The sequence below is a fragment of the Treponema sp. HNW genome (assembly GCF_050320395.1).
Classification (GTDB): Bacteria; Spirochaetota; Spirochaetia; order Treponematales; family Treponemataceae; genus Treponema_C.
This window is the reverse complement of the sequence record NZ_CP144459.1, coordinates 1516483-1541202: the sequence shown is the minus strand read 5'-3', so window position 1 is coordinate 1541202 and position 24720 is coordinate 1516483. Positions and strand designations below refer to the sequence as shown.

The 24720-nt window shown below is 43.1% G+C and carries 23 protein-coding genes and 1 tRNA gene; 4 read left to right on the top strand and 20 right to left on the bottom strand.

The annotated features are described in order from the left end of the window. Positions 1-22 precede the first annotated feature (22 nt). The 7 genes from tsf to V1L52_RS07035 form a co-directional block, all read right to left on the bottom strand. The gene (tsf, locus tag V1L52_RS07065) at positions 23-850 is read right to left on the bottom strand and encodes a translation elongation factor Ts (protein WP_428768261.1); all 828 of its coding nucleotides are present in this window, start codon (positions 848-850) and stop codon (positions 23-25) included. Between the two features lie 17 nt (positions 851-867). After that, positions 868-1740, bottom strand: a complete 873-nt coding sequence (rpsB, locus tag V1L52_RS07060; RefSeq protein ID WP_428768259.1) for a 30S ribosomal protein S2 — start codon at positions 1738-1740, stop codon at positions 868-870. Positions 1741-1941: 201 nt separating this feature from the next. Beyond that, the gene (locus tag V1L52_RS07055) at positions 1942-2637 is read right to left on the bottom strand and encodes a Maf family protein (RefSeq protein WP_428768258.1); all 696 of its coding nucleotides are present in this window, start codon (positions 2635-2637) and stop codon (positions 1942-1944) included. An 8-nt stretch (positions 2638-2645) separates the two neighbouring features. Then, the gene (locus V1L52_RS07050; RefSeq protein ID WP_428768256.1) at positions 2646-3461 is read right to left on the bottom strand and encodes a putative ABC transporter permease; all 816 of its coding nucleotides are present in this window, start codon (positions 3459-3461) and stop codon (positions 2646-2648) included. A gap of 1 nt (position 3462) precedes the next feature. Next, positions 3463-3536, bottom strand: a tRNA-Arg gene (locus V1L52_RS07045). A gap of 53 nt (positions 3537-3589) precedes the next feature. Next, entirely contained in the window at positions 3590-4300 is a 711-nt protein-coding gene (locus tag V1L52_RS07040) for a HEAT repeat domain-containing protein (RefSeq protein WP_428768254.1), read from the bottom strand. A gap of 134 nt (positions 4301-4434) precedes the next feature. Then, positions 4435-5037, bottom strand: coding sequence for a hypothetical protein (locus V1L52_RS07035; protein ID WP_428768252.1), 603 nt, complete (start codon positions 5035-5037; stop codon positions 4435-4437). A 53-nt stretch (positions 5038-5090) separates the two neighbouring features. Here V1L52_RS07035 and coaD point away from each other — a divergent pair, with 53 nt between their 5' ends. The 4 genes from coaD (at position 5091) to rnc (ending at position 7008) form a co-directional block, all read left to right on the top strand. Beyond that, positions 5091-5585: a pantetheine-phosphate adenylyltransferase gene (gene coaD, locus V1L52_RS07030; protein WP_428768250.1), complete on the top strand. Its 495-nt coding sequence runs from the start codon at positions 5091-5093 to the stop codon at positions 5583-5585. A gap of 127 nt (positions 5586-5712) precedes the next feature. Next, positions 5713-5901 (top strand): 50S ribosomal protein L32, encoded by a 189-nt coding sequence (rpmF, locus tag V1L52_RS07025; RefSeq protein ID WP_428768248.1) that lies wholly within the window; start codon positions 5713-5715, stop codon positions 5899-5901. Positions 5902-5915: 14 nt separating this feature from the next. After that, a complete protein-coding gene (gene acpP, locus V1L52_RS07020; RefSeq protein WP_428768247.1) occupies positions 5916-6152 on the top strand; it encodes an acyl carrier protein in 237 nt (78 codons plus the stop codon). A 103-nt stretch (positions 6153-6255) separates the two neighbouring features. Then, positions 6256-7008 (top strand): ribonuclease III, encoded by a 753-nt coding sequence (rnc, locus tag V1L52_RS07015; protein ID WP_428768245.1) that lies wholly within the window; start codon positions 6256-6258, stop codon positions 7006-7008. On the opposite strand, the gene V1L52_RS07010 is transcribed toward rnc, so the two are convergent. The 13 genes from V1L52_RS07010 to V1L52_RS06950 form a co-directional block, all read right to left on the bottom strand. After that, positions 7005-7697 carry a hypothetical protein gene (locus V1L52_RS07010; protein ID WP_428768243.1) on the bottom strand — a complete coding sequence of 231 codons (693 nt, stop codon included), beginning with the start codon at positions 7695-7697 and terminating at the stop codon, positions 7005-7007. The two genes, rnc and V1L52_RS07010, sit on opposite strands and share 4 nt — an antisense overlap. 14 nt (positions 7698-7711) lie before the next feature. Then, the gene (locus V1L52_RS07005; RefSeq protein ID WP_428768242.1) at positions 7712-8014 is read right to left on the bottom strand and encodes a hypothetical protein; all 303 of its coding nucleotides are present in this window, start codon (positions 8012-8014) and stop codon (positions 7712-7714) included. 59 nt (positions 8015-8073) lie between these two features. Beyond that, positions 8074-10266: a hypothetical protein gene (locus V1L52_RS07000; RefSeq protein ID WP_428768240.1), complete on the bottom strand. Its 2193-nt coding sequence runs from the start codon at positions 10264-10266 to the stop codon at positions 8074-8076. Then, positions 10257-14228 carry a fibronectin type III domain-containing protein gene (locus V1L52_RS06995; protein WP_428768239.1) on the bottom strand — a complete coding sequence of 1324 codons (3972 nt, stop codon included), beginning with the start codon at positions 14226-14228 and terminating at the stop codon, positions 10257-10259. Before V1L52_RS06995 ends, V1L52_RS07000 begins: the two co-directional genes overlap by 10 nt. 147 nt (positions 14229-14375) lie before the next feature. Then, a complete protein-coding gene (locus V1L52_RS06990) occupies positions 14376-15119 on the bottom strand; it encodes a lysophospholipid acyltransferase family protein (RefSeq protein ID WP_428768237.1) in 744 nt (247 codons plus the stop codon). A 57-nt stretch (positions 15120-15176) separates the two neighbouring features. After that, positions 15177-16112 carry a DUF5692 family protein gene (locus V1L52_RS06985; protein ID WP_428768235.1) on the bottom strand — a complete coding sequence of 312 codons (936 nt, stop codon included), beginning with the start codon at positions 16110-16112 and terminating at the stop codon, positions 15177-15179. 55 nt (positions 16113-16167) lie between these two features. Continuing rightward, on the bottom strand, positions 16168-17328 hold the full coding sequence (locus V1L52_RS06980; protein ID WP_428768234.1) for an FAD-binding oxidoreductase: 1161 nt from the start codon (positions 17326-17328) through the stop codon (positions 16168-16170). Continuing rightward, entirely contained in the window at positions 17328-18863 is a 1536-nt protein-coding gene (locus V1L52_RS06975) for a phytoene desaturase family protein (RefSeq protein ID WP_428768232.1), read from the bottom strand. The genes V1L52_RS06980 and V1L52_RS06975 overlap by 1 nt, the downstream gene beginning before the upstream one ends. Positions 18864-18970: 107 nt before the next feature. Next, the gene (locus V1L52_RS06970; RefSeq protein WP_428768230.1) at positions 18971-19822 is read right to left on the bottom strand and encodes a DUF5692 family protein; all 852 of its coding nucleotides are present in this window, start codon (positions 19820-19822) and stop codon (positions 18971-18973) included. 186 nt (positions 19823-20008) lie between these two features. Beyond that, positions 20009-21181 carry a quaternary amine ABC transporter ATP-binding protein gene (locus V1L52_RS06965; protein WP_428768228.1) on the bottom strand — a complete coding sequence of 391 codons (1173 nt, stop codon included), beginning with the start codon at positions 21179-21181 and terminating at the stop codon, positions 20009-20011. After that, positions 21178-23073 carry a glycine betaine ABC transporter substrate-binding protein gene (locus V1L52_RS06960; RefSeq protein ID WP_428768226.1) on the bottom strand — a complete coding sequence of 632 codons (1896 nt, stop codon included), beginning with the start codon at positions 23071-23073 and terminating at the stop codon, positions 21178-21180. The genes V1L52_RS06965 and V1L52_RS06960 overlap by 4 nt, the downstream gene beginning before the upstream one ends. Before the next feature lie 129 nt (positions 23074-23202). Beyond that, positions 23203-23997 (bottom strand): hypothetical protein, encoded by a 795-nt coding sequence (locus tag V1L52_RS06955; protein ID WP_428768224.1) that lies wholly within the window; start codon positions 23995-23997, stop codon positions 23203-23205. A gap of 16 nt (positions 23998-24013) precedes the next feature. Then, positions 24014-24715 carry a potassium channel family protein gene (locus V1L52_RS06950; protein WP_428768222.1) on the bottom strand — a complete coding sequence of 234 codons (702 nt, stop codon included), beginning with the start codon at positions 24713-24715 and terminating at the stop codon, positions 24014-24016. Positions 24716-24720 lie beyond the last annotated feature (5 nt).

The following is a 24720-nucleotide window of genomic DNA, read 5'->3' as shown; positions in this document are numbered from 1 at the left end:
ATGCCTCCCGAAATCGGATATATCAAGCACCTAATTGAAAGTTTACAACCGTCAATAATTTTAACTGTACATTGTTTTCTTTAGCGGTTTGCTCCAGTTTTTTGGCAACGGATACCTTATCGTCTTTTACGAATATTTGATCCATAAAACAGATTTCCGCCAAGTGCTTGCTTAATTTTCCCTGAACGATACCCGCTTTTACGTTATCGGGTTTATCCAAGTCGGCCGTTTGAGCGGTGAAAATCTCTTTTTGTTCGGCCATATAAGCTTCGCTTACGTCTTCGCGCTTGATAAACGGCGGTGCAAAGGCTGCAATGTGCAGACAGCAGTCATAGGCAAACTGCTTAACCGCATCGTTTGCCTCAGGCTCGCAGGAGAACACCGTAATAACACCGGTTTTTCCGTCGCTGTGGATATAAGAAGAGGCAAAGGCTCCGGAAGGAATATCCACCAGCTGTAAGCGGCGGATTTTCATGTTTTCGCGGATCTTTGTTGCCAAGTCCAAAAGCATATTCGACAATGCGTCGTTTACATCGGTATAACCCTTAGCCAATACTTCGCTTACGATGCTTTCGCCCACTGCCAAAAAGTCGGCATTTTTTGCGACAAAGTCGGTTTCGCAGGTAAGTTCGACAATCGCGGCCTTCGAATCGTTCATCTTTATAAAAATGCGGCCTTCGCTGGTGGATCTGTCCGCACGTTTTTCGACCGCAGCCAAACCTTTTTCCTTTAAAAGTTTGGCGGCAGCCTGTGCGTCTCCGTTGCATTCAACGAGGGCGTGTTTACATTCCATCATGCCTGCGCCGGTTACATCGCGCAGGGCTTTGACATCAGCTGCTTTAATTTCCATCTATACTTCTCCCGTCTTTATTCATCGTATAATTTATCTTCGTCTACCAGCGAGTCGTCGCTTTCTTCATCTTCGCGGTCTTCTTCTTTGGGTTCGGTAGGCGTATAATTGCTGTAGTCGATAATTTCTTCATCGTCGGTGCGGATTGATGCCGTATCGGTAATATCTTCTTCGTCATCCTGAAGGTTTTCGATAATTTTAAGACCCGTTTCGTTGTCCGCTTCAATAACGGCATTGGCAATTACCTGGGTAAAGAGGGTAATCGCACGGATTGCATCGTCGTTTCCGGGAATGGGGTAGTCGATGCCTTCGGGGTTGCAGTTTGTATCCACAACCGCAACGATCGGAATACCCATGCGGCAGGCTTCGGCTACGGCAATTTGCTCTTTATGCGTATCGATAATGAACAAAATACCGGGCAGTTCTTTCATTTCCTTAATACCGCCGAGGTTTTTTTCCAATTTTGCTTTTTCTTTTTGAATGGCTGCGATTTCTTTTTTGGTAAGATTGTCGAAGGTACCGTCAACTTCCATCTTTTCCAGTTTTTTTAACCGTAAAAGCGATTTTTTAATGGTACTGAAGTTTGTCAGCATACCGCCGAGCCAGCGGTTGTTTACATAGTACATACCGCAGCGTTCGGCTTCTTTGGCGATTGCCTGCTGAGCCTGTTTTTTTGTACCGACGAACAGGACGGATTTTCCTGCCGAAGTTACTTTGCGGACCGCTTCATACGCTTCTTTAATCGAAGCCATGGTTTTTTGCAGGTCGATAATGTGAATGCCGTTTCTTTCCGCGAAGATATATTTTTTCATACGCGGATCCCAGCGCTTAACCTGGTGGCCGAAATGCACACCCGATTCAAGCAAACTCTTCATGGTTACTACTGCCATGAACAACTCCTTCATCGGAAAAGATTTGTTTACAGGACCGATTCAAAGCGGCGCCTGTTTTAATCTCTTCCCCAAACTCTGTTTCTCGACACCGATAATTCGGCGCGGAAGATTTCATGATTGACTTTCTTTCAACCGAAGCGAATCAATCACGGCGGGTATGCTTAAAAGGGGTAAAAAACGTATGCTGTTTACCGGTCTTTAAAAACGGTAACCCGACTTTTTCAGTATCTCATAAAATTCAAAAATAGGCAAGCCCATAATCGAAGAGTAGGAGCCTTCAATGCGTTTTATAAAGCGCTGTGCCGTCCCCTGAATTTTATAGGCTCCTGCCGCATCACGCCATTCGTCCGATTCGATATAGCTTTTTTTTTCTTCTTCCGTTAATCGGGCAAAGTGTACGCGGCTTACCGATGTACACGAAATACGGGTCTCCGTTTCCCGATTATAGACTGCAAGACCTGTATACACCTTATGCGTTTTTCCCGAAAAGGCACTTAAAAAAGAGAGCGCCTCTTCTTTCGTTTCGGGTTTGCCGTAAATTTTTCCCCTGAAAACAATCAGGGTGTCGGCCGCGGCTATAAAACGCGCTTTTTGCATAGGCGCAACCGGTATACTGCGTTCGTTTTGAGGGATTTCACCGCCGGGCAGCGGGTTTTCTAAAACTTTTGCGGTACTTAAAGCTTTAAGTACCGCAAGGTATTCGGCCGCTTTTTTTGTATTTTTGCCGCGCGTCATAGACGCAGGAAGCGTTTCATCAACGGGAGGTGACAGAGAAAAAAAAGGAATGCCCATTTGTTCGGCTATTTCTTTCCGCCGCGGCGAAGTTGAGGCAAGAATAATCGGTTCGCGGCTCTTTAAGTTTTTAGGCGCATTATGCTCTATAGGGAAGTCCATAGGCGGCCTTATTTTGAAGATGGGTTTAAGCGCTCTTTTATGCGCCGTTTAATATGCTGAATCGAAAGAATGCGCTTTTTGTTTTGCATGGAAGGAAATTTTGCAAAAAAGCGTTCCGCAGAAGGATAGCGCTCGGAAAACGAATCGATTTTTTGCAAAATACGCTCCGATATTTCTCCCTTGCGTATACGGGCATATTCTTTGACCGTTTCAAACATTTCCTCAAGAGATTGGGATTTGAACCATGTCTCGCTTTCATAGCGCTCCTTTAAGGATTCCGCAAAATCTTCCAAACGGGTAAGGTATTCGGTAAAATCCGTAAGCCTGCGCAGCGTAAGCGCAAAATCGAAACAAAGCACCGCGGAAAGTCCGATAGCCGCGTACTGCCTTGCACGGGAGGAAAAAGAACCTATGAGGCCTGCTATATGCGGGTGTACGAAGATAACTGCAATGCTTCCGCCTGCGGCAAATAAAAGCAGGTTCCACAAACATACACGCCCTTTTATATTAAACCTGCGCTGCGAATAATCCCACCACTTTGTATGAAACAGGCTTTCCAAAATCCAGCCGGTAAGATATTCCAAGGCGCCGGTGATTATGAGGGCTGCCGGGTAGAGGATAAAAATATTGTTTTTAAAAGGAGTCAAAAGGCCGATGACGAGCAGGCCGCCGAACCCGTAAACCGGACACCAGGGGCCGTGTAAAAAACCTCGGTTTATAAATCTGCGCTCAAAAAAGCTGCAATAAATAACTTCGCAAATCCAGCCGATTGTACTGTACACGACAAACAATAAAAACAGGTCGGAAAAGGTTTGTGTAAGCATACGAGTGATACAGGATTCGAACCTGCCACCTTCGCCTCCGGAGGGCGACGCTCTATCCGAATGAGCTAATCACTCAATAGGGACTGCGAATAACAGTCCCGTGAAAGAGAATAGGTTTGACAAAAAAACTATTCTTTATTTCTTAAAGAAAAGAGCAATTCCTTGGCTTTTTGGCGCACGGGAATTACGTAATTGTAATTTGTCGCGATAGAAGCAATGGTTTCAACCAGCGCGCCCGAGTTTTTAACCGTCGGAGCGAGTTTTCCGTATGCGTCGAGTACCGAATAGGCGAGGCTGTCGGTCGGGTTCAAAACCGCAAAGCGCTTATGAATCATCGATATTTGATCGACGACTTCATCGTTTGTGTTTACGCCGACATTACCGAGGGCATAAATTGCGGCCGACAAAACCATGGGTTCGTCTTCGGCTTTCATAATACGCATAAGAGTATCTTTACGGGCCGTAAGCTGTTCCTTGGAAAGGCCCGCGGTTTCACCGAGCATAACGCATGCTTGACGGCGCACTTCCGTATAATTATTCATCAAACGTCCGCCGGTTCTCGACTCGTTAAAAACGCCTTCGCCTGCCATACTCTGCAAAGCCGCTTCGATTGCAGGAGAAGAACGTCCTTCATCCAACGCACTTTTAATGTATTGCAGGGTCAACAGTTTCGTTTCATAATCATCAACCTGACTCATTTCACTGATGATCATATCTTCGTTCGTACCGAAATATTCTTCTTCAACGGTAACTTCCGAACGTTTATTATCTTGTGCGGCGGCATTGAAAACGATAAGGCATACACAAGCCATAGACAATGCGATTTTGGATAACTTCATGCGGTTCCTCCTGTACAACCTCAGCTTTTACCGTTTATACATATAATTAAGTATACAGGCAACACTGAATAAAAGTCAATATTTTAAACTCGTCGATTAGGATAAAAAGTAATCGACTTTTTATCCTAACCCGTTTATAGTATCGGCAGTTTTACAAGCCAGCGGCCGTTTATTTTTTCAAATTCGTAATAAATTATGTCTTTATTACCGTCAACCTCTACCGCTTTAACATCGGTCGGCGATATATATCGAATTTCGCTTACCTTTCTGTCCATCCGGGACGGAATAAAAACGTGCGAAAAATAATCGCCGAGGGTACGCAATGTCAAACCTTTTTTAGGAAGCTTTGTTGCAATAACCTGCAAATTGAATTTATTGCTCCAATAGGATATTGACTCGGGGGTAAGATAACTGCGCCATAAGCCGTAATCGCGGTTTTTCATGCTTTTGTCCAAATCCTGAATGATGGCAAGGATTGTCGTTTTATCGCGTTGAAATTCATCAAAGGTAACGGCCGTGCCGCTTAAGGCGCTGGTTGAACGCGAATATTCTTCGTCTTCAGGGCTTTTTTCCATAACCTTTTGAGGTTCCGTTTTTTGAGCAGCGGCTTTTTTATCCTGCGGCTGTACCTCGGCGGTTTTTTCTTTTGCAGCCGTTTCGGCAGTTTTACACGACTGGAACCATAGGCCCATCGTACACAGGATTAATAAAACAAATGCGGTTTTTGTATACTTCATATGCATATAATAACGGTATTGTTGCAAATAGTCAAATATGTTATAGTGAATTTATGGTCAAAGCTTTGTTTCCGGGTTCATTCGATCCTCCCACCTACGGGCACTTAAATATTCTCGAAAGAGCACGCAGTATTTTTCCCGAAATAGATGTGGTTATTGCGGACAATAAAAATAAAAAGTATTTATTTTCGGAAGAAGAGCGCTTGGCTTTTATGCGCACATTAACCGCCTCCTGGGATAATGTGGAAGTACATGTGTGCCGCAGTCTTGTAGTGGACTATGCGCGCAAAACCGGTGCGAAAGTGCTTATCCGCGGCATACGCAACACTGCCGATTTTTCGTATGAATTGGATTTATCGCTTTTAAACAGTGCATTGAATCCCGAAGTGGAAACACTGTTTTTTCCCACCGATTCGCGTTTTTTTCTTTTAAAATCCAGCGCGATAAAGGAACTTGCTTCTTTCGGCGGCGATGTGTCCGATATGGTGCCGTCGATCGTTGAAAAAGCTTTAAAAGAAAAATTCCTCATTCAGGAAGGCTTAAAATAGCGTCGAATGCCGCCTATACTGGTTGACAAAAAATCAAAAAGTGTTATACTGTGTTTTAACACTTGACGGTCTTGTCATAATATGGCATTTCGGTTATAATAATTGATATTTTTAGAGAGGTTATATAATGGCAGTACCCAGAGCAAAAACGTCAAAAGCGCGTACAAGAAGACGGCAGGGAATAAATATGCGTTTGAACGCTCCCCACCTCATTGAATGTGCTAATTGCGGAAATTTAATTATGCTTCACCGCGTATGTCCGAAGTGCGGATTTTATCGCGGCAGGCAGGTAATTACGCCGGAAAGCAACGGCTGACAGGAGTTTTAACGATGGATGAATTGTTCAACAAAATGCAAAAACTGATTGCCGACAAATTGGAAATTGAAGAATCGAAGGTTACCCTCGACGCTTCCTTCCGTCAGGATCTCGGTGCCGACAGTCTTGACACCTATGAATTGGTGTATGCTATCGAAGAAGAATTGGGCGTAAGCGTCCCCGACGACAAGGCAAGCGAATTTGAAACGGTTCGCGACGCCTATGAATTTTTAAAGTCCCAGCAAGCATAATTTGCTGTCGATGCGGGATTTGTCCCGTATTTAAATGCACCGGTTAAGCTCTGTGTTTATCCCCGGATAAACGTTTATCCGGTGCTTATTTTCGGATTTTGCCGTGCGGCGTCTATTTAAACCGGATTCTTCTCTTTCTTCTCAACGCAAAGCCTTACTTGCGGAATTTCAAAAAAAAGCCGGTATTAAATTTAAAAATCAGCATCTTTTGGACAATGCTTTTTATCACCGATCCTTTGTAAACGAAACGGCAGGCAATGCCGTTAATAACGAGCGTCTTGAGTTTTTAGGCGATGCCGTTTTGGGAATGACGGCCGCTTCATACCTGTACACGATTTTGCATGATAAGCCCGAGGGCGAATTGACCAAGATAAAATCCTTCATTGTTTCGGAAACCTCCTTATCCGAAATTGCCTTACGTATCGGCGTTGAAAAATGCCTGTGTTTGGGTAAGGGCGAAGAGCATTCCGGCGGCCGCGGTAAAAAAGCGATTTTGGCGGATGCGATGGAAGCGGTATTCGGCGCCTATTATTTGGATTCGGGTTTTAAGGCGGCTGAAAAATTTATTCTTGATTTATTGGTGCCGCAAATACAAAAGGTAAAAGAAAACCGCCACCAAAAGGATTATAAAACCCTTTTGCAGGAATTTTATCAAAAAAAGTACAAGCAGTGTCCCCGTTACGAATTGGTAAGCCGTACCGGCCCCGACCATGAACAGGTATTTTCGGTGAGCGTCCGCTTGGGCGATGAGGTGTACGGACCTAAAGACGGAAAAAGCAAAAAAGAAGCCGAGCAGGCCGCCGCCCGCTGTGCATGGGAGATGATGGGGCTTCCGGACGGGGAAAGTACCGACTAATTCCGGCTTTTTATATACGGACGGTTATTTGGTGATTTTTTACTGTACCGAACTCCCATATCAAGCTGATATTGATATACAATGTCGTAGGGCTGCATTTTAGCATTTGTGCCCAGATTGCCGTAGTCAAGAGATAAAAATCCGTTGACCATCAATGTCCAATGTCTGCTTATAGGAAATTCAACTCCCGCCATAGAGCCTATGCCTAGATGAATATAATTCCAGCTGTCGCTGTTTTGAAATAAAAAGTGAATCCCCGGGGAAATATTAAAATTAAAAAAATTCCACATCGTCGGTTCAAATAAAATACCCGCAAATCCGTCTGTTGCATAGCGTATAACATTTTTTGGCACTTGCGGTACTTTACGGAATGTAAAGCTGTACGGATAGTACAGGGCTATACGGTATACACTGTTTATAGGCTGCATTTGCTTTGTTTCCATACTGAAAAATAAACCGGTTAAAATGTCATTCCACACAAAATTGCTTACGGTTTCTTTTTTTATTATACGTGTTACCGAGGCTGCTGAAAGACCTTCATTAAAAATAACAAAGGGGCGGTCCCGTTTATCAAGCTTTTTTTCGGTTCCCGTCATATCCTCCGTATGTTCTTGGGGAAAGAGAATATACGATGAAAAAAGACAAAAAAAGAGAATAGCGGTTTTAAGTTTTGTATTGATTCTATTCATACGTTTAATTTCGCTTAATTTGCCGTCTTATAGAGGGTGAGTGTTACGTTTCCCTGTACGCTCGGCCAGTCCAGTTTTAAAACCGTACCGCCTATATCCCACTCGGAAACTATTTTTCGTCCGTCATTGAGTGCAAAACTGATTACATTATCGATAACGACATAGGAACCTTCATGGACAATAAAACCGTCACGGTTTTTCAGTTTTACAATAAAGCTTCCATCGTTTACAAATGTAAGCTTATTACCGATATTATCTTTCCATGTACCATACAGGGGGGAAGGAAGGGTACATGCAAACAATAGTGATAGAAGCACACCAAGTATACAAAAAATTACTATGTGTTTGCATTTTGTTATTTTGTAAATCTTTTTTTTCATTGAATACCCGCCGTATAACTGACATTTCCCGGATCAAATCCGTCCGGGGTAACGATGTAATATCCGCCTCCTGCGGCACCGCCTTTTATTTCTATATTATCATATGAAATGCGTCCGGGATACATTCCTTCACATATAACAGTACCGTCCATTGTACCGTTTGCATTCATATTTGCACTTGTATTCATATCGCCGGTCAATTTAAAATATACTTTATTCTGAGCATTTGCACAGTTAAATTCTGCAAAATTTGTTAATTTCATCTTAATGCGCGCTCCCAACCCCGCAACAGCTGCATCGTATGAATAGGTACCGCTTATAAGACCGTTTATCGTTTCACTGCCTAATGCCGCCGTACCGCCCTTGTGCATATAGGTAAGGCGCTTTTGACCGCTGAGTACGGTTTTATTGTATTCTTTAAAATACTGTTCATGGGTCAGCGCTCCCCAGCCTTCGGCCTCTGAGGTGAAGTTTTTTCCCTGATAAAGACTGTTTAAAGTAAGAACCTTATAATAATAACGGAAACCTGCCTTTGCCGTTTCATTTTCATCAAGGTATTCCCGTGCCGAGGCTTCAAGCGGTGTTTGGGTAATTTTTCTAAACCCCGTATCGGGATTAGCGGAGCGGTAAATCTCGTAAAAGTAAGGTTCATCGTTTGCCGGTTTTTCCCATGTTATCTTTACCGGATATATGCCCAATGAATTGGGAGGTCCTTCCGTTTTTGCATATTTTGTTGCACTTATGTTAACGGCTGCAAAGGGAGAAGGGGCAAAGGTTATGCTCTGTGTACTGCTTATCTCCGTTCCGTCTATCGTACGTACGGTCTGTATACGGTAGTATGATGCTTTTTGAGTCAATTGATGCCGCAGATATCCGTCAGTAAGGTTATGAGGCGGGGGCGACTCATATAATATATTAAAGCCCGAATCCGATGAAGATGAACCGAGCAGCTTGTATCTGTAAGAAGTTTGCTCTTCAGTATTCCCTATTGCCGGTTTCCATGAGATAATTTCCGTAGTATCGGTTTTGTCCGCTTCAACGACGGTCGGAGGGCTTAATATGAATCCTTCTGCAGGGGTTTGAGCTTCGGGGCCCGATTCCGACATGGGACTTTTTAATTTGGCACCGGTTGCACTGTCTAAAGACCATGCTTGAACATAATAGTAATAGTACAAGCCCGGTTTTAATCCCTTTGTATCCGTATAGGTACAGGTCGACTCATCACTTTTGAGCATTTTTAATGCACTGTCCTGTGAATCGGAGCGATATATAGCGTATTTCACTTCCGTTTCAGCTGCCGATGCCGTCCACTCGAGCTTTATGGAATCGATACTGTGACCGCGTCCCTTGGTAACGGTAACGTTTTTGGCTTCCGAAGGGGCTCCGGCCATTAAAGCATAACCGTATGCCGATGCCGACCGTACTGAACGCTCGGAAGAAGAATTAACCGCATATACGGTAAAATAAAAATCCTGCCCCTGTTCTTTTGAAGATATCTTATTTACAAATCGATTTTCGTTTGCCGATATCCTGCCGATATATTCGGAACCGGTTCCGTTTGCATTCTGTGTACGATAAATTTCATAAAAAAAGGCTCCCGCTGATTTTTCCCAAGTGATGCATATGTGCTCCGTGGATTGTCCCAAATCGGCTTTAACATTTTTTGGTGGAGCAAAAAGATATCCGCTTTCAGGATTTGTAAAAGGACTCGGATCGTATTTTTTATTTTTGTTTTCCGCCGATACTCGGTAAAAATACGTGTACCCGTATTCTTCAGACAGATATACAGGATTTGTTACAGCTTTATGCGTATATTGGGTTCCGTATACGGCTTCTTCCAGCACTTCAAAATCGCTTTCTTCGGGCAGCGGTGTTACAGCCAAATTTTCCGTAAGTATGCGGGCGTACTCAAGTTTATAACTTGCCGCTTCCTTTACGGAAGACCAGCTTATCGTGATTGTGTCGGCGTAATCTCCCTGAGAAACAAATATCTGTTTCGGTTTCGGTAAAATACTTATTTCTTCTTCAAGATGAAATATATCGCTTAGATTGATTCTATTGCTGTTTATGCGCGGTACCTTATCCTGAAAAAAACTGGCACAGCTCGTAAGGTATAAAAGGGCTGACGCTGAATATAGGAAGCGGAGGGCATATTTTTTTAAGTGACAGGCTTTCATCGCTATTTCCATCCTTCTGTTACAGTCCAATCATTATAAGAGGGGTATCCTGAATGATTTTCAAAAACCAAGGGACTTATATTTCCCAAGTGCGCGGATTCCGTACCGCCTCTCGTTAGTGTTAATTTTCCGTCGCCGTTTTGTGCCAAAGCGGAAATAGTCAGTATTCCCGAATATGCGTTTTTAATCTGGATAGGAGCATCAGAGGGGCCTGTAACGGTAAGCGTATTATTATATCCTTTTAAATGCCATTTCGGGAATATGTACTGCCAACCTGTACCGTAATGAGTCGGATAAGTATGAGAACGCTCCGTTGCGGCTTGCAATACTCCCGTTACGGAAAGTAAAAACGGCGTATAATTATCATATGTAAATGTCCAATTATATGCCCACCCGTCACTTTTTACCTTCGGATTGACATCATTCAAAGTTGTAGATACTTCCCAACCTAAAGGGGATTTATTCATAGACGTTTTTATACCGTGTGCTAAAGCCATCGTGGTCATGAGGGCCAGTTCCTTATCGGTAATTTGCCTATACGCATATACTTCTTCATCATTATCCGCAAAAGAAGCTGTTATAACTTCTCCTGCCGTATTTGTACGTGTCGTTTCTATTTTTGCATAATGGCGGTAATCCCGTAAAACCTGAAGCAGGCCCGAATGTGCATCGGAGGTCATGCGGGGTTTTACTATAATGGCGTTGCCCTGCTGTTCTCTGTTTACTGCCCAATCGGCTTTTTCCGCAGTCCATGAAACCGCTCCCGTATCCTTATTTATTACGGCAATTTCCTGCCAGTCGGAGCCGTAATCGGCATTTTTGATAAATACCTTATAATCGCTTTCGGGAGCGCGAGAGCGTTCGGTTTTATCATAGGGTTTCCAACGCAATAATTCATTAAAGCCGAGCGTTCCGCCTGATGATTGATTTTCCGCTTTAAATTCTATTGAAAAGACATAACCCTTGTGTAAGGTTTCGTTGTTCGAATCCTTGTCTTTTTGTATTTCGGATATATACGAAGCAAGCGGTTTTGTTTCACTTTCTTTGTAGGAAACGATAAACTCAAAGGCTTTGAAACGCTCGCCTGCGGCATCTTTGGGAACGTAAACGAATTTATCGCCGCTGGCATCAAGTGAAATATCCGTTTTTTGCCACTGAGCGTCTGCTCCCGACTCTTTTTTCCATAGAACGGGAACAAGGCCTTCACGGATTCCCAAATATGGCTTTGTCCATGTAATTTCTACTTTGCGAGGATATTCCGCCTTTGAAGCGGTGACACGCCCGTAACCGAGGGCGGAACCGCTTTCGCTTACCGTATTCACGTCCGTATATGTCATATTTGTAAGCGTATTTGTTTCGGGATCAAATTCGTCATTCATATTTTTAATCGGGAAAACGGCATAGGTGTGTTTTGCTCCCCATGAAATTTTTTCCTGATATTTTTGCCATGAAGAAGGATTTTCCTCGGGAGCTGCAAAGGCCTTATCCGATAAACGTATTTTTCTCGATTCCGATTTTACAAAAATCCTGTCTGATACGTCTTGCGAATCGACTGTGACGGAAAGGTCATCCGCTTTTACGAGATATTGATGATGTACAGGTGTGCTGTCGTTAAAACTTGTTTGTGTTGTCCGTTTTACGATATAACCTGCCGCTCCCTGAACGGGGGTCCACACAACGATTATTTTATCATTATATGAGGCATCCGAAGCTTCAACAGCCGTCAAAGCGGGGCCAAGAGTGCGCACTTCCGTTTCGTTTTCCGTTTCGTCGGTTGTGGCGCCGTTTTTTGCTTTTACTTTGACCTTTATCGGCTTTCCCGATTTTACGGCATCGTTATAACCGATCGGTTTTTTTAAAGTACATGAAATAAGTTTTTTATCCGCATCATAATTTATTTCAGCTGCGGCAGTATCCGATGTATAGGAACTACCGTCCGCCGTCTTTGTTATCTTTAAGTTCGGCACGGCGATCCCGCTCCCGTTGTCAATAACACTGCTATCGCCCGACTTAAACTCGAGTACATATGAATCCGTTTCTTGTACTTCTTTCCATAAAACACGTATACTGTCGTATTCGGGGGCTGTGTTATTAAAGAAGGGTTCGGGGGTACCCAAGGTTTTACCGATCAGGGGATCCGAATCCACTTCAATACCTTTTTTTACTTTTAAGATGTACTCATATACCGTTCCGCTCGGCACCGTATGATCATAGGTTACGACGGAATTGTTAGGTGTAGAAGATGTAATTACGGAATTCAGATTTTGTATCGCAGTCGGTGTTTCGGATTGACCTGCAGGATAATATATAAGGTTATATGTATAGGATTCGTTATATTTCCATGAAAGCCGTATTTTATTTTTAAAGCCGCTTTTAACTTTAAAGTCAAAATCCTCCTTTCGAGGAATGTCATATGTACGTACCACAAAAATTCTTTTTACTAAACTCAGTTCTTCTATAGGAGAATCCGGGACTCCGGAAGCGGTATCATAGTTTGCAGGGACAAAATACAATTTGTATGCATAATATCCTCTTACATCGGCGTCATTTTCCGGTATGTCAATGATACGTACAAAAGAATTAAAATCAGCGATTGAGTTGAATTTTTGTAAAAGGGGAGGAAACCCCGTTGTATCCGGTATGCCTCCGTTATCGGTATCAAACTTATATCGTTTTTCGCTCAAAATAAAGGAATAATCATTTTCTTTGCCGAATGATTCCCAATTAAGCAGTAAGTTTATCTTTGTCTGTACGAATGCTGTCGGGTTCGAATCGGAATTCAGGACATAGTCGGCGCTTTGCAAGCTTAATAGAGGTTTTGCCCGTGCCCAGCCGTCGGCTGAAACAAAAGACAAGTCGCTGCTTATTTCCCGGTTCACTCCGTCGGCAAAGGATTGTATTTTATAAGTATATTGTACCCCCCTTTCGACATCCTTTGTATTGTCTGCGTCAATATTTTCACTACCGTTACCGTCGTCAACCCATTGGAGAATTTCTCCCGGCTTGTATGCGGTGTACAACTCATCATAGGTCGGATTATCGGTATCGGCATAGGGGGAGGCCGGTTTGGGACGCAGCTTATCTTTTATGAGAACAAAATTATCATTTGTACCCTTTTGTTTTCTGTAAATTTTAAAATAAATCGGATGTGATTTAAATATTTTGTTTCCCTGCGCTACATCGACAAAGTCGGGTAAGGTAAAAGAAATTTCTATGCTGTTTGTTTTGTCCCCTTGACTTATCCTGGTATTTTCAGGAGGATTCGGACGCAGTCGCCGGGCTGTCTCGGAATCGAGCTTATCGCTTTTTTCCGTATCGTTTTGAAAATCCGTTGTATATGCTTCTACGGTAAACGAATAATTTGTATGAGGTTTTAGATTTTCAAATACGGTTTTGGTATTATGTATGGCGGATCCGTCAATAATGCGGGTTGCTTCAACTTTATCCTTGTTATAACAGATTACCGTATAGCGTACATTATTTATATAGGACTTTGCGTCCGCATTATTCATCCACCAATGAACGGATAGGGCTTCGTCCGGAAATTCGGCCACAGGTTCTACGGAACTGATAATAGGTTTTGCAAGGCTTGTACCGCGGACAATCTCGGAATTTTCGGAACGGGTACCGTCATATAAAACGCTGTTCACATAATAATAGTTATCAGTACCTGCATTTACGCGTAAATCAATTTTAGGTGTGTTTCCCCTTGTTTCGTTTATTTGAATAAAGGGACCTTGCGCAGAGGACGCCCCGTAAATACAATAATATTTGGCTTCAGGATTTTTTTCCCAAGTTAACACGATTTTACGTTTAAGTCCGTGTGTCGCAGTCAATTGAGAAGGAGCGGCAGCTGCAGTGTTTTGTGATGAAATGTCGGTATTCGGCGCCGGTAGCAGAATGGGTTTACAGGCCGTAAATACGGACAGCATAAAAATAAAAGGAACGACAACGGGTAATTTTATACGCACCATATCCGCATTATAATATTTAACTGTAAAAAAAACAATATATTTTTGTACATTTTTCATATTTTTTATTCAAAAACATACATTTACGCATGGATTGTCTGTTTTTTATCTTGAAATTCAAATTATCCGTGGCAAAAAAAACTTTTTCTTTTACTTTTTCTTTATTTCCCGTATATGCTCTTTCGGCAGTGCGGACTCGACCGTTTTTTGAATCAGAGCGGGAATTTGGGCCTGTTCTTCCTTTGTCAAACCCGCCGTCGCAACGGGAGGATGTATGGTCAGTATAAGATGACCTTTTTTAAGCGATTTATGTTCTTCCCATAAGCGCCAGGTTCCGTCAATCGTAAAGGGAACTATGGGAGCTTCGGAACGGTAGGCCAGCTTAAAACTTCCGGCTTTAAATTCGGCCACCGGTCCTCCGCGGCTTCTGGTGCCTTCGGGGAAGATAACAAGGGGGTAGCCTCTTTGTACGGTTTTTACCGCTTCGCTCATAGCTTCAACCGATTGGCGTCGGTCTTTGCGGTTGATAAACACGCACTGCATTTGTTTCATCCATGCGGATAAAAGCGGCACCTTTAATATTTCGATTTTCGAAATAAAGGCGATGCTTTTGGGAACATAACCTAAAAGAAGCGGAATATCCATATAGCCTTGATGATTGCCTATCATAACAAAGCTTTCGCTTTGAGGAATATTTTCCATTCCCCGCACTTCAACGGTACTGCCGCTCAAACCGATAACCATCTGTGTCCATTCGGCAATCTTTTCTTTTACTATTGCATCGCGCTCGGCGATTTTTCCCTCGGCTTCAAGGCGCCTTACCGTTTTTAAAAGGGCGCGTGATGCGATAAGATAAACTGCAAATTTAAAAAAAGCGATTATTGTATGCAACATAAAGATGAGTATAGCGGATTTTACCTAAAATGTATACGGTAAAATCCGCTTGGGATATCAGTTCAAATTGTTATCGGCAAGGACGGCTTTATACGATTTCAAATCGACATAGATATCCTGTGTAACGGGATTGCGCTTTGTCTTTTTGATCTGTATAATTTCATATACCAATACCGCAAGGTTCGATACAATCGATAAAATACTTATAACCGTCAAAGCCGCAGGTTTATAGCTTGATGTTATCGAAAACAGGGGCGAAGTTGAATAACTTGAAAAGGTTATTGAAAACATTGCCCACAAAGCGAGGGTTTGGGCGCGGTGCTGAAGCCATGCGCCTTTTTTAAGAAAAAACTCGCTGATTGTGCACGAAAGCAGCAATAAAAGACCTGCGTACATCGAGCGAGTGGATATACAGTTATAACAGTATGAAAGGTTCCACAAATCGTAGGCAATAATCCAAAACCACAATTGGTCGGGCCAAATCATATCCTTTGACTTTGTTTTTGCAACACGTATGCCGAATATACCCGTTAAAGTTAAAATCAATACGATACCGGCGATTGCGTTTAAAATATTCCATATGCCGCCTTGCATAAACAAACCGTCTACGGGATTGACAACCGCTTGACCGGCATATGCGGCATATACTTCAAAGTCGCGGTATACGGCTTCGGCAATATTGATTGATAAAATCAAAGCGGGAAAAAACAACAGCCACTTTTTTGTGTCGGCACCCTTTATGTAGCGGATTGCCATAAAGCCGATAACACCGGCAAGGGCCGAATAGGTTTTTACGACGGGAAACCAGTCGCCGCTTCCGCGCACGGCCGTTTTAGGCCATACCGTAAAAGTTAACACAAGGGGTAAGACGATATATACGGCAATCGACAGCCATTTACTGCGCCGTGTAAGATCATTGACCAAAATAAGGCCGGCAAGAACGGCTAAAGCGATTAAAATATTTTGCCATGTATAATTTGTAAAAAAGAACATAATTCCTCCATGCGGAGCGGGCGAAAGCCGAAGTTCCGTCCGCCCCGAAAATCAGTTAAAAAGATATTTTTATATCCGATATCGGATAGGCTTTACACGAATGTATATAGCCGAATTTTTCGTCCGCCAAGCGCAAGAGGGCGCCGCGGGGCATAAAAACCTTGCCGTCTTCCAGTTTGACGCGGCATAAACTGCATTCGCCGCTTCTGCAGCACACGTTTACGCGCACGCCCGCACGCTCAAGGCTGGTAAGAAGCGATTCGCTCGATTTTCCTTCAATCGTTTTACCGCCGACCGAAATTTTAAACACTTCTTTACCTTTGAGGTTTTCGGGCCAAAAGGGTTCGTTTTGAATATCCTGACGCGAGCCGAACATTTCGCGGCGGATATTTTTCGGTTTAATCTTTAATTCTTCAAGCGCTTTGGTGCAAAAATCGGTCATAATGTGGGGGCCGCATAAATAGTAGGTTGCGTCCGCCGGCTTTTTTACAAAGCTTTTTATGCGTTTTGCATCGATAAAACCTTTTTCACCCTTGTATTTGGGGTCGTCGGATATAACCAGCTGATAGTGAAAATTCGGATAGTTTTTGGCAAAAGCGCTCAATTCTTCGTGATAGGCCGCATATTCTTCCGTGCGGTTGCCGTAAATCAAAAAGATTTCCCGGTCTTGGCCGCTTTCAAGAATTTCGCGCGTCATACTCAAAAAGGGCGTAATACCGCTTCCGCCGGCTAAAAACACCGAGCGTTTTGAGTGGAACACGGGGTTGTAATGAAAGCGTCCCGAAGGAGAAGTCGCCGTAAAGGTATCGCCTTTTTTTACCTTTTTCAAAAAGTAATTGGAAACAAAACCTTTTTTTACTCCCGCAACCGTAATTTCGTAATAGGAGCGCTGTTTGGGCGAAGACGAAATACTGTAGGGCCTGCTTGTACATACGCCGTCTATTTCGACATAGACATTGATGTATTGACCTGCTTCAAAGGGGGGAAGGTAGCCCGTTTTCGATACAAAGCGGAATACCTTTGTGTCTTTGGCGACGGTGTAAATATCCGATACGGTTAATTCCAATTTGCCCGGATGCAGTTTTGCAAGACAGCTTTGTACCGAATCCTTTTGGACTAAGATATCCATACCGCTTTTGCGGGCGAATTTTATTTCTTCAAGCACTTCCTTTCCGTTTTCCATAGTGCCGATAAGGGTTTCTTTGATAGTAGGCATCAGTCCATCTCCTTTAGAAGTTTTTTAGCGACGGTATTGCCGTACATATAATTCGGGCCGAATCCGCACGTGTTTACCCAGCCGCTTGCAAAGTCGAGGTTGGGGATAAAGGTATCGCGCGGAAAGAAAAACACGGAAGATTTTAAATCCTGCTCATAACCGTAAATCGCTCCTCCCGGATGATTTAAATAACGCATGTGGGTAATCGGCGTTGCGATTTCCATTTCTTCGATATGGCTTCTAAAGCCCGGATAGCGTTTTTCGAGGCGCTCTACAATCGTGTTTGCCGCATCGTACTTTGCTTTGTGGTATTGTTCGGGCGAAAGTTTTTCCCAAGCGGTACCGTACTTGAGGGTTCCGGCCGTTACGATACTCGTTCCTTTGGGCGATACTTCAGGGTCGTCAACCGTGTAACAAGTGGAAACAATCGGGTCTATGCTCGTATCCAATTCATAAGAGTTCATAAAGTCGCGGTTTGCATCCAAACTGTCGTAGGTTAAATTGAACGAATCGGTAAAGCCGATTGTTTCGGGCGGGCAATCCAAACCGATAAAGCAGGTGAGGGCGGAAATACCGACGGTGTACGCCTTTAAATATTCGCGCGCTTCGGCAGGAACTTCTTTTTCGTCGAGGAGGTTTGCATAGGTTGCCGTCGGCGAAATGTTGGAAATGATTTTTTTGCAGCGGTATTTTTCGCCGTTTTCATCGATAACGCCGACCGCCTTACCCTTTTCCAAAACGATTTTTTTAATGCCCAAATTAAAAAATACCGCGCCTCCCGCTTTTTTTATCGCTTCGGTTAAAGCCTGCGAAATAACCTGAGAACCGCCGCGGAGGTAGTAGGGCTTGTCTTCGGTGTAAATATAAGTACAGCGTGCCAAAATCGTAAAGGGAAAGCGCGCGGGCGGCATACCCATAAAGCACCAGTAGGCCGAAAGACAAAGCTGTAATTCTTTACTTTTAAAGAACTCATTTAAAACGTCGTCCGTGCTTTTAACCCCGTATTTTGCAAGGGTGGGGTACAGTTTCGGGAATCCCGCTTTCATAATCAGTTTTTTTAACGCAGGAGGCTCGCCGCCGGAACTTTTAGCGCTTTTTTCCATAAAGGCGACGGTTTCTTCGTTAAACTTCCATACCATTTCGTAGTAGCGTTTTATCGCTTCTTTTTCTTCGGGAAAGGCTTTGATAAGAGCCGCTTCGGCCTTCATTCTGTCCGCAGGAAGCGCAACGCCTTTTCCGCCGGGTAAATTGATTTTATACAACGATTCGATTTCTATCCAATCGATTTTATCGGTAATACCGTATTCGTCGAAGAGCGTGCGAAGCGGACCGGGTTTTTCCGGCGTTCCCATTGAACTTAATTGGTGCAAAGCTACTTCGAATTCGAACCGTCCGCGGCAAAAACTTGTTCCGCATCCGCCGGGAATATTGTGCCGCTCGAATACGGCAACCTTTTTTCCCGCCTGTGCCAAAGTAACTGCGGCCGAAAGTCCTCCGTTACCGGCACCTATAACAATAACATCATATTGCGGCATAAGGCCTCCTATAAAATTATCACGGGCTTGTCTGAAAACAAACGGTTTTTGAAACAACCGTCTTTTGAAACAGCCCGTGTCGATAAGCAAAAATTATAAAACGATTTTTATTTTACTATGCTCATAATTGCAAAATAACAGGGAACGGCCATTAAAATCAGGTTTATAATCATGAGAACTGCCTGTACCCCCGTTTTTTGACTGGCCTTTACAAAGGCGATTACCTTTTCGCTTTTTAATTTTTCTTCAAAAATTTGCTTGCATGAAATCTGCAAAATACCGCCGACGGTTAAAGAATTTGCACGGAATACAAGCCATAAACCGGGGTTTCGTGTGATAATACAGCCGAGAAGAGGCATACCGAGGATGGCAAAGTGCAGGTAGGCAATCGAGGGACTGAATTCGTCGGTAACGAAAATCCAATTCCAAATCGTGTATGCGATAATCCAGCATACGGTTCCCCAAAATACGTACTGTTCGCTTGCTCCGTAGCTGTTCGCTTCGTAGATGTACGAAAAGGCATAGCTTTTGCCCGAAAGGTTATACCACGAGGGTGCCAATGCCCATACGGATACCGCCAAAACCAAACCGGTTACAAAGTTAAAATATTTTTTATATTTTAAATCGGTAAAGGTTGCTTCAAGAATGTTGATGCTTAAAAATGCCAATACCACCCAAACAAACCACTTGCCGTTAATGCCGGCAAAATAGTCCAAAAAGACGGCGGCAACGATTGCGGTGCGAAGAACGATAAGCGTCGAAAGTTTAAGCTTTTCGAAAAAAACGGTTTTTAAATACATTAAAACCAAAAAGGGAAGCACGACATTAACGGGTATGTTTGCCCAAATCGGAAAATACGACGTTAAAAACGATACAACCCAAATGATGAGCGCGGCGCATACCCATACGCCGAAGTGCGGCAGCTTTTTAGCCAAGACACGCTGCTGAAAATTGTTCATGGAAATCCTCTCTGTTTTGATTGTAAATAGATATTATATTATATAATTAAGATGTTAAAATGACAAGGGGGGGGCACAGCCTTACGTTAAATCAAACCGAAAAAAAGCTGTTTATCACATAAAAATCTATGGGTTAAAAGCCTTGCCTGAGATATGTTTTCTTTGTGTATACAAGTTATAAGTGTCTTATAACAGCGATGCAAGAATCTCCGCCTTCGATACTATGCCTTGGAGAACGCCGTTTTTATCCACTACCGCAATGGGGAAGGGAGTATTTGACGCTTTTTCCATAATATCGCTGATAAGGCATTCGGAATAAGTTGTATTTGCATTTTGTATAAGAATGTCCCGTATTTTTAATTTTTGAGCTTCGGCTTTTACGGCATCGCTTATCGTAACAATACCGGCAAAGCACATATGCTCGTCTACAACATAGGCGCTTGAAACCTTGTTGCTTTTCATTGTATTGATTGCAAATTTTATATTCGAGGAAAGCTTTATAAGACAGTTGGGCTTTGACATAATATTTTTAACGCTTAAAACCTGTGTTTTGTCCGCACTGTCGATAAAGGCGCGCACATAATCGTTTGCCGGATTTTGCGCCATATTTTCAGGAGTGTCGGTTTGAATAATTTGTCCGCTTTTCATAATTGCAACCGTATCGCCCAGTTTAAACGCTTCATTTATGTCGTGGGTAATAAAAATAATCGTTTTTTCCAATTTACGCTGAATCGATAAAAGTTCAAACTGCATATCTTTACGCACAAGGGGATCCAAGGCGGAAAAAGGCTCGTCCATAAGTAAAATTTCCGGATCCACGGCAAGGGCGCGGGCAATTCCGACGCGCTGCTTCATACCGCCGGATAAGCGCGTTACTTTTTCATATTCTCTGCCGTTTAATCCGACAAGGTTTATCATTTCAGCTGCTTTTTCGTAGCGTTCTTTTTTAGGAACTTTTTTTATTTCCAAACCGAAGGCGACATTATCGATAACATTGCGGTGCGTAAGCAATCCGAAATTCTGAAAAACCATTGCCGTTTTATTGCGGCGGAACTCCCGCATTTCGGACTTATTAAAAGATTCGATATCTTTACCTTCATAAAAGATTTGACCGCTTGTCGGTTTGTTTAATCCGTTAAAAAAGCGGATTAAAGTCGATTTTCCCGAGCCGGACAATCCGATAATCACAAAGATTTTTCCTTTTTCAATATCCAAGGAAACCGAATCAAGGGCAATGGTTGTGCCCGTTTTGTTGTATATTTTTTCCTGTGTCAAACCCTGCATACGCAGTTCAAGAGCTTTTTTCTTTTGCGGCCCGTAAATTTTGGACAGATTACGGGTTGACAATATAATACTCACCGTATGTCTCCTTCGCTGTGCTTTGCCAATGCCTGGGTAATTCTGTCTAAGATGATAGCGACAATTACAACCGCGGTTCCGGAAATTAAGCCCCGGCCTATTTCAACTCTGTTTACGCTGATTAATACTTCCATTCCCAAACCTCGCGCGCCTATCATTGAAGTTGTTACAACCATCGCCATCGTCATCATAATGGTTTGATTTATACCGGCCATAATGGTCGGCAGGGCTTGAGGAATTTGTACTTTGATAAGCGATTGCAATTTTGTCGAACCGAAGGCTTTTGCCGCTTCCAACACTTCCGTATCTATTCGGCGCAATCCGTGGCAGGTCATGCGTATCATCGGAACCGTTGCATAAATCGTAGTTGCTATAACGGCGGACGCTTTTCCCAAACCGAAAAATAAAAGCGCGGGAATTAAATATACAAACACCGGCATTGTTTGCATAGTATCCAAAACCGGCCGTATAACCGCATAAGCGCGATTGTTTCCCGCTATAAGAATACCCAGCGGAAAACCGACAACCAGCGAAACAATAACCGAAGCTATGACAATTGCAAGCGTTTGATTCATCATATCCCATAAGCCGAATGCGCCGATAAAAAATAAAAGCACGCCGTACACAATCGACGAAAGCATCTTTTTACGCAGTTTGAATAAAACGTATGAAACGCAAATTACGGTAAACCACCATGGAAGACAGCTGAGTAAAAATTCGATTGCGTTTACAAAAAAAGTCAAACCTTTGCGAATGCCGCCGAAAAAGCCGTCGTGTTTTATGCTGAAATCGCGTATAGCCGTATCGACCGAATCCTTATTTATGTGTATTTGAAGGGGAAAGGCGTACAGACGGTTTTTTTTATTATTGTGCTTGTTCCCTTTTAAAGCCTTGGTCACCTTTGCACCCTTATCCGGATCAAGCCATTGCTCGATAAGTTCCGGATGTTCTTGTAAAAACCGGCGGGCGGTTTCGTTATAGTCGGCCTTTGTATCCTGCATATAGGCAAGGGCTTGCGATGTTAAAGCCGCCGATGTTTTATAGCGTGCAAAAAAAGCGGCCAAATCGGGATGATTGTTATAAAAAGCATTGCTCATACAAACCGTAACGGGAACCGCTGCCAATTCGGTTTTACCTTCGGCATAATCGACGGCATTGTAAGGCTCATCTTCCAATAAAACAAAATCGTACTTTCCCATAAGCCATGTCGGTTCCCAATAGTATGAAACGATAGGCAGTCCCTTGTCATAGGCTGAAATTAAAGCTGCCGAAAGCGCCGCATCGGAGCCGGGACGGAAGTATATAAAATCGTCGTCAAGCTTATAGTATTTATATTTTTTAAACATTATATTGTCGACCGCCCAGCCCGGAACGGCGCCGTAAATCCGCCCCTTACCGGGAGATTCGCTGTCTTCGAACAAGTGCGGATATTTTTTTAAGTCTGCAACTTTTTTTAAATCGGGGGCCGAAGCCGGTATGCCGCGCGCGCTGTCTCCTTCGATAAGATAGCGCGGTACGTAAAAGCCTTGTCGGTCGTCGTCATAATTTATCCCCAATTCTTTTATTCTATGCCGTTTTACATCGTTTTCATATTCGGGAATTAAAGAAGTCCATACTTCCGTATGTATGTCTATTTCGCCGGCTATAAGACCTTCGTGGATAACGGGAGTGGAGCCTGGAACTTCCGTCCAATCGTACCCGTACGCCTCTGAGATAATAAAGCCGGTTATCGCATTATGTAATTTAACGCTGTCCCAGCCCGCATCGGCAAAAACCGCAGTTTCTTTTTTTTCTTCCGTTTGTGCATCCGGAGCGTCGCGGAATTTTGTGAACACTGCAAAAAAAAGCAGTATTACACCGATGCCGTAAAAAACGATGTTTTTGTTTTTCAAAATTCTTTCCTTACAAATCAACTCAGTGTTTTAATTCAATACTGCATATAGATTGTAACATGCAGATACAAGAACCGTCAACATTTTCGCTGAGACAAACAGGAATGTACAAAAAAGAATGTGTTATGGTTACCGTTTTTTAAAAAAAGACAATAGGCGTTTTTTAGGCTTTGCCGTTTTCCCCGACGATGAACTTTCGCTTTTGTCTTGACCTGTCATATTTTCATATAATTGTTTTACCGTTTCGCTGCCTGAGGATATAATCGTATTTTTTTCAACGATAACAAAGAGGCCGCGGACATTATTGTTTTTTTCACACACGGGGAAAAAACGGAATGTGTGTTTTTCATCTTTTTCGATATGCTCGGTACGGCTGTACGATACCGTTGTAAAAATATCGTCGTACTGTATGCCGGGATACAAATCCGCAAAATGCGTACCGTTTCCCTGCTCAAGGTTATTGCTTTTTTCAAACCCTTTTGCCGCATATTTTATTTCGCCCGAGTCGTTTACTATGACAAAGCTTTCGCTTGTTTCGCCGCATATCAGGCGCAGTGCCTGATCGAGAAATACAATGCGTTCACCGCGCCGTTCACTGATATCCAAGATGTTTTCAAAAAAACTTTGAAAGAATTTTCCCAGTTTCCCGAATTCGGAAAACCGCTTTATTGCGGCGGCACTGTTTACGCGCACCAGTTTGTTTATACGGTACAATGCACTGCGCCTTTGCCGCGAATATATAATAACGGAGGCAAAGCACAGGCATAAAAACAGGGCGGCACAAATCGAAATAAACAAAAAATTTTCGGCGCTTATTTTATTTTCCGTGATAAAAAAACGGTATGCGGTAATCCCCATACCCAAGCTTAATCCCGCTGAAAAAACAAATAAAAAAATAAACATGGGCAGCGATATAAAAAGCATCGGTTTCTCCTCATCCTTACAAAATCTTTTTAAACTCTTCGATATCGCCGTGCCTTCCGGCCGCCATTAAAATATCCGACGCTTCAAACACAAGGTTGTTATCGGGGAATACAATAATTTCTTCCCGTGTGGGATTTCCCAAATCGTCGATGTCGGTTTTAATGCGTTTTACCATACACAAATGCAAACCGAATTTTTCTTTTAAGCCGATATCGCTCAGTTTTTTGCCGATAAAGGGTTCGGGCGCATAAAGTTCGGCAAAGCTGTATTCGCTTGAAAGCGGAATCGTTTCCAAAATTTCGGGGGCGATTAAACGCTGAGCGAGCGATTTTCCGACGTTTTCCTGTATATTGATAACTTCGTTTGCACCGATTTGCTTTAAGATTTCTGCATGAACATCGGAAACAGCCCTGCTTATAATATAGGGAATGCCGCGCTGTTTAAGCAGTACGGTTGTAATAATGCTTGCTTCAAGATCGTCGCCGACCGTTACGATTGCAATATCGGTGTCGTCGAGCGGCGCTTTTTCAAGCGCTTTTTTATCGGTTGAATCTATGTGCAGTGCGGTGGTAACCTTGTTTTTAAACTCTTCAACTACTGCAGGATCGTTATCGACTGCAATAACTTCCGCCCCCTTTTCCGCCAGCGCATCGGCAATCGTTTGACCGAATATGCCCAAGCCGAATACCGCAAAAACCTTTTGTTTTATCTTCGCCATATTTA